This window comes from Streptomyces sp. NBC_01497, from assembly GCF_036250695.1.
GTDB lineage: Bacteria > Actinomycetota > Actinomycetes > Streptomycetales > Streptomycetaceae > Streptomyces.
Window position 1 is genome coordinate 2,161,272 of the sequence record NZ_CP109427.1, and the last position, 15,081, is coordinate 2,176,352.

Here is a 15,081-nt window from a genome sequence, read left to right on the forward strand (position 1 = left end):
CGCAACGGAATCGGTCGACCACGGTCGCTCCAGGTCAGCCGGGCCACCCGGGGTGCCGGCGCCCTGCGGCAGACTCCTCCGCATGGAGCAGAGCATGAGTGCCACAGCGGAACTCGTCGAACGCGCGCGGCGCGGCGATCGTGTGAGGTACCTGCGCTTCTGGGGCCACACGCCGCGCCCCGACGGGGAACTCTCGGCGAGCTGCCTCAGCCAGTGGTGGCCCTCGCCGTTCTCGGTCGACGGCGTCGCCTACGCCACGGCCGAACACTGGATGATGGCGGGCAAGGCACGCCTCTTCGGCGACGCGGAGGCCGAACGCGCCGTCCTCGGAGCGGGGCATCCGTCGGCCGCCAAGAAGGCGGGGCGGCTGGTGCGCGGCTTCGACGAGGAGGTGTGGCGGCGGGAACGCCTCCCGCTGGTGGTCGAGGGCAGTGTGCACAAATTCGGCCAGGACCCGGCGCTGCGGGCCTTCCTGCTGGCGACGGGTGAGCGCGTCCTGGTGGAGGCGAGCCCGGTGGACCGCGTCTGGGGCATCGGTCTGGCCGCGGACGACGAGCGCGCCGGGGACCCGGCCCGGTGGCGCGGCGAGAACCTGCTGGGCTTCGCGCTGATGGCGGCCCGCGCCCGGCTGGCACAAGGCTGAGCATCCCCGCCGGGCTCGCGCGAGGGCGGCCCGGCGGACATCTCAGCGGATGAGCGCCGCGTGCCGCCCGGCGGGTGCGGGCGGGACGCGCGGGACGCGTGCGGGCGGGACGCGCGGGTGCGCGGCGCCCGCGACGCCGGACGCGTGCGGGCGGGACACCCGCCCGCCCGGCGCGCGCACACGACGCGCGCCGGCGCTCCGCGCCTCAGTGCCCGATCACGAGCGAGGTGGCGAAGGGGTCGCCGTCGTCGAAGGGCGTGTCCTTGGACTCGTGCACACCGACGATGATCGCGACGATGATGGCCGCCATCACCAGCAGCCCGAGCACCGCCCCGATCCAGCCGAGGATCAGTCCGGCGGTGGCGGCACCGCGGTTGGTCGCCTCGCCGTTGTCCGCCTTGCGGCGTCCCTTCACGGCGAAGACGATCGCCAGGATGCCCGTGATCAGGCCGACGATGCCGTACATGCAGAAGCCGACCACGGAGACGATGCCCAGCACCATCGCGGCGGTGCCCATGCCGTTGGACGGCATGCCCTGCCCGGTCCAGCCGCTTCCCGCGTACGGCGCGGACGCGCCCGGATACTGCGGATAGCCGTAGCCCGGGGCACCCGCGTACGGAGTGGCTCCCGTGGCGGGGCCGCCGGTGGGCGGCGGCGGCGCGGACGCGGACCCCGGGTAACCGTAGGGTCCCGGCGCGGGCGGCGGCGGAGGCACGGCCCCCGGCGTCTCGCCGTTCGGCATGCCGATGACCGTAGGCTGCTCGTGCACGGAGCCGCCGGCCGGAGGGACACCCGGTCCGCCCTGCTGCGGCAACCCGGCCGGCTTGTCCAGCGACGGCCGTTGCTCCGGCGGCGCCCACGGATCCCGTGGCTGTCCGCCACCCTGCTGCGGTCCGTTCTGGTCTGACATCGTGCTCCCCCATCGTCGGATCAGACATGCTACGGCCTCGCCGGGCGTGGCGGCCTCGCCGGGTTCGGGGGTCCTGCCCGGCTTACGATGATCCGTCGACGCGGGAAAGAGGCCGTTCACCGCTCCGGCCCGCCCGTGCCGCTTCGCTGGAGGAGCCATGACCGATCTGCACCCGTTCATCGCGGGGCTGCCCAAGGCCGAACTGCATGTGCACCATGTCGGATCGGCCTCGCCGCGCATCGTCGCCGAGCTGGCAGGCCGGCACGCCGATTCCAAGGTGCCGACCGACCCCGAGGCCCTCGCCGACTACTTCACGTTCACCGACTTCGCGCACTTCATCGAGGTGTACCTGTCGGTGGTCGACCTGATCCGCACGCCGGAGGACATCCGGCTGCTGACCTTCGAGATCGCGCGGGACATGGCCCGGCAGAACATCCGCTACGCGGAGCTGACGGTCACTCCGTTCAGCTCGACGCGGCGCGGCATTCCCGAGGTCGGGTTCATGGAAGCCATAGAGGACGCCCGCAGGGCCGCCGAGTCCGAACTCGGCGTCGTCCTGCGGTGGATCTTCGACATTCCGGGTGAGGCGGGTCTCGCGGCCGCCGAGGAGACCACGCACCTGGCGCTGGACCTGCGCCCCGAGGGACTGATCGGCTTCGGCCTCGGCGGCCCGGAGATCGGTGTACCGCGCCCGCAGTTCAAGCCGTACTTCGACCGGGCGATCGCGGCGGGGCTGCACTCCCTGCCGCACGCGGGTGAGACCACGGGTCCGCAGACCGTGTGGGACGCGCTGACGGATCTGCGCGCCGAGCGGATCGGGCACGGCACCAGTTCCGTCGGGGACCCGAAGCTGCTCGGCCATCTGGCGGAGCACCGCATCGCCCTGGAGGTGTGCCCCACGTCCAACATCGCGACCCGCGCCGTGGCGACGCTCGACGAGCACCCCCTCGGACAACTGGTCCGGGCGGGGGTGCTCGTGACGATCAACAGCGACGACCCGCCGATGTTCGGCACCGACCTCAACCAGGAGTACGGGGTCGCCGCCAGGCTGCTCGATCTCGACGAGCGGGGCGTCGCCGCGCTCGCGAAGAACGCCGTGGAGGCGTCCTTCCTCGAACCTGCGGGCAAGCAGCGCATCGCCGGGGAGATCGACACGTACACCGACGCCTGGCTGGCCCGGTGAGCCGGCGGCCCGTCGTCGCGGTGGCGCACCGCGGCGACCCGTACCGGCTGCGCGAGAACACCCTCGCCTCGATCCGCTCCGGCGCGGCCCGCGGCGCTGGCGCCGTAGAGACCGACGTCCGGCTGACCGGCGACGGGGTCCCCGTCCTGCTGCACGACTCGACCCTGGAGCGGCTGTGGGGCCACCCCCGCCGCCTCGCCGACGTGACGGCCGCGGAGGTCGCCGAGCTGACCGGTGGCGGCGTGCCGACACTGCGGGAGGCCCTGCTCGGGACGGACTGCCGGCTCCAGCTCGACCTGCCCGGCGCGACCCCCGCGGCCGTGCGCACGATGGCGGGTGTGGTGCGGGACTGCGGTGCGAGCGAGCGCGTGTACTGGACGGGCGCGCCGTCGACGATGCTCGCGGTGCGCGCCGCTGAGCCCGGCGCCGAGATCGCGATGACCTGGAAGACGGTGGTGCCGCCGCTGCCCTCGCTGCTGGCGGCGGTGCGTCCCCGCTGGGTCAACTACCGCTTCGCGCTGGCCACGCCGGAGGTGATCGCCCGCGGTCACCGGGACGGCGTGCTGGTGTCGGCGTGGACGGTCGACACGGGCCGCACCATGCGACGGCTCGTGCGCTCGGGCATCGACGCGCTGACCACCAACAGGATCGACGTACTGGTGCGGTTGCTGGCAGGGTGATGTGAGGACGGGCGGCGCGGGAGGAGCGGACGTGGGCGACGACGGGGCACGCGGGGACCGAGAGGACGGCGCACCCTGCGGCGTGATCGCCGGGGGCATCGCCCGGAGCGCGCGCGTCAGCGAGCGCGAGGTGGCGCGCGCCGGCCGGGCGTTCCCCGGACGCGTCGTGCCGCACCTGACGGGCACGGACGGGGTGCGCCGGTTCCCGGGCCTCGGTGCGGGACTGCCCGCCGCCGGCCGCACCCACGACGTCGCGCGGCGCGTCGCGCCGGACGCGGGGATCGTCTGTGCCGGCCACGACCCGACGGTGCTTGCCGACGCCCGGGCGCTGCCGGCCGGTTCACCGGCCGGGCACCCGGAGTGCCTCCACGCGGACGCCCGGGAGCCGGACGCGATCCGCTCCCGCCTCGGCAGGACGCTCGGCCTGCGGCGCCCTGCCGCCGGGATGACGCCGGGCGTCCTCACGCCCGTGCCGGACGCGGGGGCCGCCCGCCCACGCGTACGCCGCTTCGTCGACGCGGTGGCGCCCGGCAGCCCCCTGGTGCGCACGCATCCGACGCCGGAGCTGGGCGGGGGCACCGGCCAGGAGGCGATGGCCTTCTCACCCGAGCACGCGACGCCTCCCGTCACGGCACGCACGGGCGCCGGGATCGCGTCGTCCGCCGACGGCATCGACCTCCCGGCCCCGGGCGTCGTCCCGGGCGCCCGCCGGCGGCCGGACCGGGACCCGGGCGCCGAGGGCGCGCGGTACGGCCTGGCCGCCCGGACGCCGTAGGGCGGGTCCGCGCGACATGGGCACAGGGGGGTGGCGCGGGCTCGGTGCGCGCGGGCGATCATGGTCGCGCGGCGCGAGCGGGTGGGTGGTGGACGCCGGGATCACGCTGGTGGTGCAGGCCGCCGAGACGATTCCGTTCGTGGTACCGCGGGGGGCGGGGCTGCCGCCCGCCACCTGGACCGCGTACGGGATGACGGCGCTGACGGTGGCACCGCTGCTGTGGCGCCGGCGGGCCCCCGTCACGGTCCTGCTCGCGGTGTACGCGGCCCAGGCGCTGTACCTGCTCGCGCCGGACGGTCCGGGGCAGGTGATGCCGTACAACGCGCTGACCGCGCTCTACACGGTGGCGGTGCTCTCGCCGGCCCGGCGCCGGGTGGGCGCGCTGGTGTTCTCGTTCGTGCTGGTCCTCCCCGCCACCGCGCTCAACACCGGCCAGGCCAAGGAGTTGCTTGTCTCGCTCTTCCTGGTGGGCGCCGCGTACGGGCTCGGCAGACTCACCCGGGTACGGCAGGAGTACACCCGCGCGGTCGAGGACCGCGCGGCGCAGTTGGAGCGCCTGGCGCGGATCGAGGCCGAGCAGGCGGTGGCCGGTGAACGGGCCCGAATCGCGAGGGAGATGCACGACGTGCTGTCCCACGCGGTGAGCCTGATGGTGGTGCAGGCGGAGGCGGGGCCGGTCGCCCTGCGGACCGCGCCCGAGCGGGCGCTCGCCGCGTTCGACGCGATCTCCGAGACGGGCAGGGACGCGATGGTCCAGCTGCGCGGCATGCTCGGGCTGTTGCGGGCGGAGTCCGGCAGCGGTGCGCGGCCCGTCCCCCGCTCGCCCCGGCCCGGACTGGCGGACCTGCCGGAGCTGGTCGGCCGGGTCGCCGCGGGCGGCCTGGCGGTGTCGTACACGACGACGGGGGTCGCACGGCCGGTACCGCCCTCGGTCGGCGCCACGGTGCACCGCGTGGTCCAGGAGGCCCTGACGAACGTGGTCCGCCATGCGGACGCGCACACCGCGCGGGTGGTACTCGCCTACGGGACCGACACGCTGGAGATCACCGTGGTGGACGACGGCCGCGGTACGGGCGACGGCGGTGCGGTGAGCGGTGGGCTCGGCCTGCTCGGGGTGCGTGAGCGCGCGGCCGCGCTCGGAGGCAGCACGTACGCCGGGCACGGCCCCGGCGGCCAGGGGTTCCGGGTCGCCGTGGAGCTGCCGCTGCCCACCCCGCGTGAGGGGTCCCTCCGATGACCGTCACCGTGGTGGTCGCCGACGACCAGGAGCTGGTGCGCAGCGGTTTCGGGATGATCCTGGACGCCGAGACCGACATCGAGGTGGTGGCGGAGGCCGCGGACGGCGCGGAGGCGGTGACCGCCGTGCGCCGGCACGGCGCGCAGATCGCGCTGCTGGACGTGCGGATGCCGGGCATGGACGGCATCGAGGCGTGCCGCGCGATCACGGCCGCGCCGGGGTGCCGGGTCGTCATGCTCACCACCTTCGACACGGACGAGTACGTGTACGCGGCGCTTCGCGCGGGCGCGAGCGGCTTCCTGCTCAAGGATGTACGGCGGGAGGACCTGGTGCACGCGGTACGCGTGGTTGCTGCCGGGGACTCGCTGCTGGCGCCGTCCGTGGCGAGGCGGCTGGTACAGGAGTACGCGAGCCGTCCGGTGCGGCGGCCGGTGGCTGAGGCGGCGCGGCTCGCTGCCCTGACCGCTCGGGAGCGGGAGACGCTGCTGCACCTGGCCCGGGGGCGTTCCAATGCGGAGATCGCCGCCGCCCTGACGCTGAGCGAGCACACCGTGAAGACCCATGTGGGCAACGTGCTGGCCAAGTTGGGGCTGCGGGACCGGATCCAGGCGGTGATCTGCGCGTACGAGACGGGACTCGTGGTGGTCGGCGGAGCGCCGGAGCCGCCCGGGACACCGGACGGCTGAGTGCTGGGCGCGAGCCCGGCGAGAGGCGCACGAGGGCAGCCCCGGGGCTGCGCGTGCCGCGTGAGCGGCGCCTGCCCGCCCGAGGAGTTGGCAGCGCCCGCCCCGCGCGGCGCCTTCCGGGTGGAGCCGGTCGTCCCCAGGGATGAGGGCGCGAGGGCAACTCGCCCGCACGGGTGAGGCACGTCAGGCGCGAAGTCCGCCCGCTCCGGCGATCCGCCGTAGCGCCCGGCCGCGCAGGATTGCGGCACCGGCGCACGCATCGGCGAGCGTCCTGCCACGTCCTCGGAGGTTTCTTCATGGCAAGAGCCCTGTCAGCGCACGCCCGCACCGCTCTCGCCGTGGCGTGCGCTCTCGCGGCCGTGACCACGTCGGCGGCCCCGGCGGCGCTCGCCGCCCCGGCCCCGGTCGCGGCTGCCGCGTCCTGCCCGGCCCCCGGCGGGGGTGGTCCCGGCGCGCCGGACGCCGCCGCGCTGCGGGCCGCGCTCGCCGCGCTGCCCGACGCCGGGACGACCGACGCGCTCGTGCGGGTCGGGGGCGGTGGCGGGCTCTGGCACGGCAGCGCGGGCGTGCACGATCTGCGGACGAACACGCCCGCCGACCCGAACGCGCGCTTTCGCGCCGGCTCGGTGACCAAGGTGTTCACGGCCGCCGTCGTGCTGCAACTCGCCGCCCAGGGGCGGGTGCGCCTGGACGCGCCCGTACGCGGCTACCTGCCGTCGCTGATCCCGGCCCGGTACGGCGGTGTGACGGTGCGCGAACTGCTGAACCACACGAGCGGCATTCCCGCGGCCGATGCGCCGGGAAGCACCGTCGAGGAGGCGTACGCCCATCGCTTCGACCGCTTCACACCGCAGGGCATGGTCGCGCAAGCGACCGGGGAGGAGCCGGAGTTCGCGCCCGGCACCGCCCAGCACTACCTGAACATCAACTACACCGTGCTCGGACTGCTGGTGGAACACGTCACCGGCCGCCCTTACGCGAGCGAGGTCACACGCCGGATCCTGCGGCCGTTGCACCTGGACCGGACCTACTTCCCCGGCACCGGGACCGGGATCCGCGGCCCGCACAACCACGGCTACCAGGCGTTCCCGGCTCCGGGCGGCACCACCGAGCTGCGCGACGTGACGGTGTGGGGCCAGACGGAGGGATACGCGGCAGGAGATCTGATCTCCTCCACCGCCGATCTGGAGACCTTCATGGACGCGCTGTTCCGCGGGCAGGTGGTTCCCCGTCCGCAGCTCGCGGAGATGTTCACCCTCCCCGGCCCGTCCGTGCTCACGTACGGATCCGGCGCACCAGCAGCGTACAGCGCGGGCCTGTCGGAGATCGACCTCGGCGGCCGCGCGGTCTGGGGCAAGTCCGGCAGCCGGTACGGCTACACGACGGTGATCGGTGCGACATGCGACCTGTCACGCACCCTCGTGGCGAGTGTCGGTGCCACCGACGCGAAGGGTGACGATCTCAACGCCACGGAGGAGGAGCTGATGGTCGCGGCCTTCGGTGCGCCGTCGGCGTAGAGCGGCCGACTCCGCACCGGCGGAGCCCGCCGGGCGCCTGTTGGCGGCCGTCCACTGCCTGCGGCACGGCACACGGGGCAGCGCGGCGCCGGTGATCGTGTGTGACGGAGGACGGCCGGCGCGAACTTTTTTGGCGGCGCGCCACACACTCCTCGTCGCCCCGGGCCGACAGGAGCCACCTGGGCCGCCACCGCCCGCGCCGGACGGCGGCCCAGCGGTGGGAGTGGTTCCGATGGGCAGGTCAGCGGCCCGGCGCGGCGGCCACACGCGGGAGAGACCGTGGCCGGAAGTGCTTCGTGGGAGCGATCCGCTCCCACTGACACCCCGCAGGACACATCAGTCCCTATCGGTCTACTTCAGGCGCCCGTACCGGTGTTCACTGCACGTCACGTGCAACATCTGAACTTTCTTCCTCATTTAGGGTGTGGCTAGTATCGAAATCGCCAGACCTCCCAACGGTTTTGACCGGTTGTGCAACCGGCCTCACACAAGGAGCGAGTCCTGCGCAGGCGAGCTTCACGGCGGTCCGACACGACGAGGTTGTCGCTGCGGGCGGCCCTTCTCATCCTGGCGGTCGTGCCCGGCGTCGCCCTCGCCGCCCTGTGGGCGGTCACCAGCGGCCAGACGTTCCTCGACTACCAACGGCAGGCCGCTCAGGTCGAGTTGACACAGAAGGCCGGGCAGCCCTCCAACATCGTGTACTACGACCTGCAGGCGGAGCGCGAGCTCAGCGCACAGGCGCTCGCGCGGGGCGGCGGCGACACAGCCGCGCTGCGCGCGCAGCGGACCCGTACCGACAAGGCCGTCGCGACCTTCGAGTCGCTCTCCGGGGCCACCATCGCGGCGGCGCCGGCCGACGAGCGCGCGTCCGTCGCGAAGGAGCGCGAGGCCCTGGCCCAACTGCCCTCCCAGCGGACCCTGGTGGACCAGGGCGTCGCCGAGGACCAGACGTCCGTGTACCGCTACTACACGAACCTGATCACCGTCGACCTGCAGTTGCTCACCTCGCTCGGCCACGTCGACAACGGCACGGTCACCACCGCGTCGCAGCCCCTCGTGGACATGTTCTGGGCCAAGGAGATGATCTCGCGCTCCGATGCCCTGCTGGCCCGCGGCTGGCCCAAGCGCGGCCTGTCGCCCGACAGTGTCCGCCAGCTCCGCGACTCTCTCTCCCAGGAGTCGTTCGAGTACGACGTGAAGGTGCTGCCCTACCTGCCGGGCGGTGAGCGAGACGACTGGGACGCGCTGATGGAGAGCCCCGCCTGGCAGGACAAGTCGGCGGTCGAGCAGAACGTGCTCGCCCCCGCCGCCATCGGCTCCGACGGTCTCGTGCCGCTCACGGCGGACGGGCAGTCCTGGCAGCGGTCGATGGACACGCTCACACCGGTGATCGAGCGGTTGATGGAGCAGCGCACCGCCGGCGTGGTCGCGACCGGCAAGGACACGGTGCGCTCGCTGCTCTGGAAGATGGTGCTCACCTCGGCGATCGGTCTGGCCGCCGTGGTCGCGGTCGCCGTCACCAGCTGGCGCCTGGCCCGGTCACTGCGCCGCCGCATCGGCTCGCTGCAGGAGCGGGCGGAGGAGCTGGAGCGCGTGCTGCCGGACGTCGTGGAGCGCCTCGCACAGGGCGAGCTGATCGACGTGGACGCTGAGGCCGGCTCCATCGAAGCGGAAGCGGGAGTCCGGGGCGGCGACGAACTGGCCCGCCTCGGAAGGGCGTTGAACCTCGCCAGGGCCAGCGCGCTGGGAGCCGCCGTGCGCCAGGCCGAGCAGCACCGCGGCTTCGAGCGGCTGCTCCAGCGCATCGCCCGCCGCACCCAGCGGCTGATCGGACAGCAGCTGAAGAAACTGGACGAGCTGGAGCGCCGGTACGACGACCCCGAGGTGCTGGAGGGGCTGTTCGATCTGGACCACCTCACCGCGCGGCTACGGCGCTACGAGGAGAACCTCGTGATCATGTCGGGCGGTTCGCCGCACCGGCGCTGGCGCAAGCCCGTGCCGCTGCTGGACGTGCTGCGCTCGGCCCAGGGCGAGGTGCGCGACTACCGCCGGGTGACCCTCGATCCGGAGAGCGGCGCCTGGCTGTCCGAGCGCGGCGTGGGGCCCGTCGGCCACGTCCTCGCCGAACTGATCGAGAACGCCCTCGCGTTCTCCCGGCCGCCTACCCCCGTCGACGTGCGGGCGGCGCGGGTGGGCCGGGGCATCGCGATCGAGGTGGAGGACCGCGGGCTCGGCATGGACGAGGCCCAACTGGCCGAGGCCAACGCGCTGATGACGGCTCCGCCGCGGATGGACGTGCTGGCGAACGGCGAGGACGTCCGCCTCGGCCTGCGGGTGGTCGCGCGCCTCGCGGACCAGTACGGGCTGCGGGTGGAGTTCCGCCCGTCCGCCTTCGGCGGTACGCGTGTCGTGCTGTTCGTGCCGGAGACCCTGACGGCCGCCGCTCCTCCGCGCGCCGTCGCGGCGGGCGCGCCGCTGCCCGACCACGATCCCTCCGACCCGCTGCCGCCGGAGGTCGGCGACCTGCCGCAGCGGATCGCGGGCCGCGCGCTCGCGGGTGCCACGGCGGAGCCCGGGTACGTGCCGTCGACGCCCTACGCCGTCGCGCCCCGTGGCCCCGAGGCCGGCGCCGGTCCTGCGGGCCACGGCCGGCACGCCGGGCCGTCCCGGGCCGCGACGACGACCGGCGGCCCCGCCGAGGGCCCCGGCGCCCGGTTCCGGGACCCGGCCGGCCCTGCGCCGGACCCTGGCTCACAGGAGACCGGCTCCCGCGAGAGTCACGAACGGCCACAGCCCGGTCACCTCTCCGCGGCCCACCGCGCCCCCGGCCGGCCCGCGCCCACGTCCGCGCCGCCCCGGCCCGCGGGCGCCGTGCCGGGTCCTTTCGGCATGACCCCGGACGACGCGCCCCTGCCGCGCCGGGTCCGACAGGCCAGCCTGGTGGACGAGTTGCGCGGCGACCCCGCGGCACCGGTCGCCGCACCCCGGCGGCCGAGCTGGGACGAGAACCCGCTGCTGCGGCCGGTCCCACGGCGTGCCGGCGCGGCCATCGGCGCCTTCCAGCGGCAGTCGCGCGCCGCCCGTGCGCACGACGGCACCACCGGCCCCGGCCCCGTCACCGGCGCGGGCGACCCCCGTGGCACCACCCCGGCTCCCCCGGAGCCGGCGGCACCCCCCTTCCCTCCGAGAGACAACACGGGAGAAGAACGGCCATGACGCGAACCACCGCCACGTATCAGGATCTCGACTGGCTCCTCGACTCACTCGTGGACTCCGTGGCCGGGACCAGGAACGCGGTCCTCCTGTCCGACGACGGCCTGGTGATGAGCCACTCCCGTACCGTCGAGCGCGCCGACGCCGAACGGCTCGCCGCCATCTGCACCGGTCAGCAGAGTCTCGCCCGGGGGGTGGGACAGCTCTTCGACGGCGGCGGTGTGCACCAGGTGCTCGTGGAACTGGCGGACCTGTGGCTGTTCATCATCTCCGCCGGCGAGGGCACCCACCTCGCGGTGGTCGCCTCGCAGGAGGTGGACGCCGAGGTGATGTCGCTGGCCATGCACGAGCTGGTGCAGCAGGTCGGCCAGAAGCTCAGTGCCCGGGCGCGCGGCGAGTTCGACGCGTTCGGCGCGGGGCCCGGCACGGGGGACGTGCACCGGGCGTGAGCCAGTACGCATACGACGCGGGGGACAGCGAGGGGCACACGGACGCCTACGGCGACGGGGACGGGTTCCCCGACGAGGACGATGACGGCGCGGGCACGATGGTCCGCCCGTACACCATCACCCGGGGCCGCACCGCCCCTGAGCGGGACGATCTCACCCTGATCACGGTGCTGACCACCGCGATCGACCCGCGCGAGCTGCCGGGCGCGCCTGCCAGGCCCGCCCGGCTCCAGCCCGAGCACCGGCTGATCCTGCAGCGGTGCCGGCACGCCACGGCGCTGGCCGAGGTGTCCGCCGCGCTCGATCTGCCGGTCTCGGTGACCAAGATCCTGGCCGGGGACCTGCTGGCCCAGGGACTGTTGTTCGCCCGCGCGCCGCTGACGGTGGCGCGGGCGTCGGGGGGCGCGGATCTCGGCCTGCTGGCCGCCGTGCGCGACGGACTTCGGAGACTCTGAGGACGATGACCACCAGTCAGGCGGCGCCCGCCGCCGTGAAGATACTGATCGCCGGCGGGTTCGGCGTCGGCAAGACCACCATGGTCGGCTCGGTGAGCGAGATCGAGCCGCTGCGCACCGAGGAGTACCTGACCCGCGCCAGTGTCGGCGTGGACGACCTGTCGGGCGTCGACCGCAAGGAGACGACGACGGTCGCGCTGGACTTCGGACGGATCACGGTCAGCCCCGAGCTGGTGGTGTACCTGTTCGGCACGCCGGGCCAGGAACGCTTCTGGTTCATGTGGAACGACCTCGTCAACGGCGCGCTCGGGGGGGTGGTGATCGCCGACACCCGGCGGCTCGACATGAGTTTCGCGTCCATCGACTTCTTCGAGAGCCGGGACATCCCGTTCGTGGTGGCGATCAACTGCTTCCACGGGCACAACACGCGGCCCCCCGAGGAGATCCGGGCGGCGCTCGACCTCGACCCGCGGATCCCGCTGCTCGTGGGCGACGTGCGGCAGCGGACGTTCAGCAGGGACGTGCTGCTGGCCCTGGTCGACGAACTGATCGAGGCGGCCGCGCCGGTCGGCTGACCGCGCCGGCGGCGGCCCGCGTCCCGCGTCCCGCGTGTGAACGGCCGGGGCTCCGGCCCGGCGGCACGCCCGCGCGTCCCGGAACCCGGCGAGGGAATCGGCCGCCTCCTCCGAGGCCCCCCAGCGTGCGCCACAGGGGGCCGGGCCCGGAGTCCCGCGCACCACCGGGGCGAGGGAGCCCAGCGCCCTCGGGTGGCGGTGTCGTCGCACCGCGAGAACTCCACCGGGCGGTGCGAGCATGCCCGCATGAAGCGTGAACCCCGACAGAAGCGGCATACTTCGCATTCCTTGCGGTTGGGTGCGCTCCTCACTCTCACGGGCGGGTTCCTGGACGGCTTCACCTACGTGGGCCACGGAGGCGTCTTCGCCAACGCGCAGAGCGGCAACATCGTGCTCCTCGGAGTGTTCGGCGCCGAGCGGCACTGGCGCGCCGCCATCGCCCACGTGCCGCCGCTGGTCGCGTTCGTCCTCGGCATCCTCGTGGCCGAGTCGCTGATGCATCCGCGCCGGGGCCGAGCGGTCCGCCGGCCCGACCGCGTGGCCATCATCGCCGAGATCGCCGTACTGCTGGTGGTGGGCGCGCTGCCGCAGGCCACCGTCAGCCTGGTCGTCGTCCTGCTGGTGGCGTTCGCCGCCGCCGTCCAGAACTCCACCTTCGACACCCTGCGCGACTGGACGTTCAACAGCACGATGGCCACCGGGAACGTCCGCACCGCTACGCGCGCGGCGTACCGGTCCAGGATTCTGCGAGAGCACGGCGCCGGCCGGCAGGCCCGGTCCTTCACCACCATCTGTCTCGCGTTCCTGTGCGGAGCGGCGTCGGGAGGTCTGGTCACGAGCTGGTGGGGCAATCACGCGGCCTGGGTGGCCGCGGGTCTGCTCTCGCTGGGCCTGCTGCTCTTCGTGGTCGACGAGGCCGGAGAGCGCGGAACGCGGCACCGGCCCTGACTCCCGGTCCCCCCGGCCGGCCCGTCGAGGCCATGGGCCTGGTTTCGGCCGCCCGGCCCGCGCGGTGAGGAGACGGCCGGGTCGTGAGAAGGAGATAGTCACGGGGACGGGGAGGCCCGTCAGGCCGAGGCGGAGGAGCGAGCATGCCCGATACCGAGCCCGAACTGCCCGAGCCGGGCCGCTCCCCTCTCGCGGCGGGCGCCTCCACGGGCCCCCGGCACGGCCGCACTCCGCCCGCGCCGAACAAGTGGTGGACGCTGACCACCGTGTGCCTCGGTACGTTCATGCTCCTGCTGGACATCACCATCGTGAACGTCGCGCTGCCCGACATCCAGCGGTCGCTGCACGCCAGCTTCTCCGACCTGCAGTGGGTCGTCGACGCCTACTCCCTCACGCTGGCCGCGCTGCTGCTCACCGCGGGCAGTCTCGCGGACATGTACGGCCGCAAGAGGCTCTACGTGGTCGGCCTGTCGGTCTTCAGTCTCGCCTCGCTGCTCTGCGGCCTCGCCGGCAGCGCGCTGATGCTGCAACTGTCGCGGGGCCTGCAGGGAATCGGCGGCTCCATCATGTTCTCGGTCTCGCTGGCTCTGCTGGCGGACGCGTTCCGCGGCAAGGACCGGGGGATCGCCTTCGGCGTCTGGGGCACGATCACCGGACTGGCGGTGGCCGTCGGACCGCTGCTCGGCGGTGTGCTCACCACGGGCCTGTCCTGGGAGTGGATCTTCTACGTCAACCTGCCCATCGGCGTGGCCGCCGTCGCGATCACCCTGCTGAAGGTCGCCGACTCCCGTCATCCGGCGGCACGCCACCCCGACTGGCCGGGCTTCGTCCTCTTCACAGCCGCCCTGTCGAGCCTGGTGTACGCGCTGATCCAGTCGAGCCACGATTCGTTCTCCGACCCCGTCGTCATCGGCTGCCTGGCCGGGGCGGTCGCGCTGATTCCCGTCTTCGTGGTGGTCGAGCTGCGAACCCGGCAGGCCATGTTCGACCTGTCGCTCTTCCGGAAGCCGACCTTCACCGGGGGGCTGGTGGCGGCGTTCGCTCTCAGCGCCTCGATCCTTTCGCTGCTGCTCTACCTCGTGCTCTATCTCCAGGACGTGCTCGGGTTCAGCGCTCTGGGCGCGGGCGTGCGGCTGTTGCTGATCTCCGCCGGCCTCCTGGTGATGTCGACCGTGTCGGGACGGCTCTCCGCAAGGATGCCGGTGCGGTTCCTGATCGGACCCGGTCTGCTGCTGACCGGCGGCGGCCTGCTGTGGATGCGCGGTCTGAACGCCTCCAGCGAATGGACCCATCTGATTCCGGGGCTCATCATGTCCGGCGCCGGCCTCGGCCTGGTCAACCCGCCGTTGGCGTCGACGGCCGTCGGCGTCGTACAGCCGCCGCAAGCCGGCATGGCCTCGGGCATCAACTCGACATTCCGCCAGATCGGCATCGCCACCGGCATCGCCCTGCTCGGCACCCTGTTCTCCGGCAGGGTCAAGGCCTATGTCACCGACCACATCGGCGCCGTCCCGGGCCTGGCCGGCCGTGGCCCGCAGATCTCCACCGCCGTCGAGTCAGGTACGGTCACCCGGACTCTCGGATCTCTCCCGGCCGAGGCCCGCGCGCCCGTCAGGCATCTGACCGCGGCAGCCTTCACCTCGGGCCTGAATGAGATCTTCCTCGTCGGCGCGATCGTCGCCCTCGCCGCCGGCGTGGTCTCCTTCGCCACGATCCGCACCAAGGACTTCGCCCAGCCATCCCCGTGAGGCCACGCGGGACTTCGTCCCCCGAGGCGGCGGGGGCGGTACGGCCGCGGGGGCCCTCGCGC

General features: G+C 73.7%; 14 protein-coding genes. 13 read left to right on the top strand and 1 reads right to left on the bottom strand.

All coding sequences use genetic code 11. From position 1 onward, the window contains the following. The first annotated feature begins 94 nt into the window (after positions 1-94). Positions 95-643, top strand: coding sequence for an NADAR family protein (locus OG310_RS09085; protein ID WP_329455375.1), 549 nt, complete (start codon positions 95-97; stop codon positions 641-643). A 205-nt stretch (positions 644-848) separates the two neighbouring features. Here the strand turns inward: OG310_RS09085 and OG310_RS09090 are convergent, their stop codons facing one another. After that, positions 849-1,385 carry a DUF4190 domain-containing protein gene (locus OG310_RS09090; RefSeq protein ID WP_329455376.1) on the bottom strand — a complete coding sequence of 179 codons (537 nt, stop codon included), beginning with the start codon at positions 1,383-1,385 and terminating at the stop codon, positions 849-851. A gap of 325 nt (positions 1,386-1,710) precedes the next feature. Here OG310_RS09090 and OG310_RS09095 point away from each other — a divergent pair, with 325 nt between their 5' ends. From OG310_RS09095 to OG310_RS09150, 12 genes are all read left to right on the top strand, one after another. Continuing rightward, positions 1,711-2,736: an adenosine deaminase gene (locus OG310_RS09095; RefSeq protein ID WP_329455377.1), complete on the top strand. Its 1,026-nt coding sequence runs from the start codon at positions 1,711-1,713 to the stop codon at positions 2,734-2,736. Next, on the top strand, positions 2,721-3,416 hold the full coding sequence (locus OG310_RS09100) for a glycerophosphodiester phosphodiesterase (RefSeq protein ID WP_443078834.1): 696 nt from the start codon (positions 2,721-2,723) through the stop codon (positions 3,414-3,416). The genes OG310_RS09095 and OG310_RS09100 overlap by 16 nt, the downstream gene beginning before the upstream one ends. A gap of 31 nt (positions 3,417-3,447) precedes the next feature. Then, complete coding sequence (locus OG310_RS09105) at positions 3,448-4,191, top strand: SAM-dependent methyltransferase (protein ID WP_329455379.1); 744 nt, start codon at positions 3,448-3,450, stop codon at positions 4,189-4,191. A gap of 16 nt (positions 4,192-4,207) precedes the next feature. Further along, complete coding sequence (locus tag OG310_RS09110) at positions 4,208-5,428, top strand: sensor histidine kinase (protein WP_443078588.1); 1,221 nt, start codon at positions 4,208-4,210, stop codon at positions 5,426-5,428. Next, entirely contained in the window at positions 5,425-6,114 is a 690-nt protein-coding gene (locus OG310_RS09115) for a response regulator transcription factor (RefSeq protein ID WP_329455381.1), read from the top strand. The genes OG310_RS09110 and OG310_RS09115 overlap by 4 nt, the downstream gene beginning before the upstream one ends. Positions 6,115-6,410: 296 nt before the next feature. Then, entirely contained in the window at positions 6,411-7,631 is a 1,221-nt protein-coding gene (locus tag OG310_RS09120; protein ID WP_329455382.1) for a serine hydrolase domain-containing protein, read from the top strand. A gap of 576 nt (positions 7,632-8,207) precedes the next feature. Further along, complete coding sequence (locus tag OG310_RS09125; RefSeq protein ID WP_329455383.1) at positions 8,208-10,847, top strand: nitrate- and nitrite sensing domain-containing protein; 2,640 nt, start codon at positions 8,208-8,210, stop codon at positions 10,845-10,847. Beyond that, positions 10,844-11,293, top strand: a complete 450-nt coding sequence (locus OG310_RS09130) for a roadblock/LC7 domain-containing protein (RefSeq protein ID WP_329455384.1) — start codon at positions 10,844-10,846, stop codon at positions 11,291-11,293. The genes OG310_RS09125 and OG310_RS09130 overlap by 4 nt, the downstream gene beginning before the upstream one ends. Beyond that, positions 11,290-11,748, top strand: a complete 459-nt coding sequence (locus OG310_RS09135; protein WP_443078589.1) for a DUF742 domain-containing protein — start codon at positions 11,290-11,292, stop codon at positions 11,746-11,748. The genes OG310_RS09130 and OG310_RS09135 overlap by 4 nt, the downstream gene beginning before the upstream one ends. Positions 11,749-11,753: 5 nt before the next feature. Beyond that, positions 11,754-12,323, top strand: coding sequence for a GTP-binding protein (locus tag OG310_RS09140; RefSeq protein WP_329455385.1), 570 nt, complete (start codon positions 11,754-11,756; stop codon positions 12,321-12,323). Between the two features lie 246 nt (positions 12,324-12,569). Beyond that, positions 12,570-13,271 (top strand): YoaK family protein, encoded by a 702-nt coding sequence (locus OG310_RS09145; protein WP_329455386.1) that lies wholly within the window; start codon positions 12,570-12,572, stop codon positions 13,269-13,271. A 143-nt stretch (positions 13,272-13,414) separates the two neighbouring features. Continuing rightward, positions 13,415-15,019, top strand: coding sequence for an MFS transporter (locus OG310_RS09150; RefSeq protein ID WP_329455387.1), 1,605 nt, complete (start codon positions 13,415-13,417; stop codon positions 15,017-15,019). Positions 15,020-15,081: the final 62 nt, after the last annotated feature.

Bases quoted from the DNA above. Each gene is read 5' to 3' on its own strand.
- OG310_RS09085 (WP_329455375.1), top strand. From the start codon at position 95: ATGAGTGCCACAGCGGAACTCGTCGAACGCGCGCGGCGCGGCGATCGT.
- OG310_RS09090 (WP_329455376.1), bottom strand. From the start codon at position 1,385: ATGCCGAACGGCGAGACGCCGGGGGCCGTGCCTCCGCCGCCGCCCGCG.
- OG310_RS09095 (WP_329455377.1), top strand. From the start codon at position 1,711: ATGACCGATCTGCACCCGTTCATCGCGGGGCTGCCCAAGGCCGAACTG.
- OG310_RS09110 (WP_443078588.1), top strand. From the start codon at position 4,208: ATGGGCACAGGGGGGTGGCGCGGGCTCGGTGCGCGCGGGCGATCATGG.
- OG310_RS09115 (WP_329455381.1), top strand. From the start codon at position 5,425: ATGACCGTCACCGTGGTGGTCGCCGACGACCAGGAGCTGGTGCGCAGC.
- OG310_RS09120 (WP_329455382.1), top strand. From the start codon at position 6,411: ATGGCAAGAGCCCTGTCAGCGCACGCCCGCACCGCTCTCGCCGTGGCG.
- OG310_RS09130 (WP_329455384.1), top strand. From the start codon at position 10,844: ATGACGCGAACCACCGCCACGTATCAGGATCTCGACTGGCTCCTCGAC.
- OG310_RS09140 (WP_329455385.1), top strand. From the start codon at position 11,754: ATGACCACCAGTCAGGCGGCGCCCGCCGCCGTGAAGATACTGATCGCC.
- OG310_RS09145 (WP_329455386.1), top strand. From the start codon at position 12,570: ATGAAGCGTGAACCCCGACAGAAGCGGCATACTTCGCATTCCTTGCGG.
- OG310_RS09150 (WP_329455387.1), top strand. From the start codon at position 13,415: ATGCCCGATACCGAGCCCGAACTGCCCGAGCCGGGCCGCTCCCCTCTC.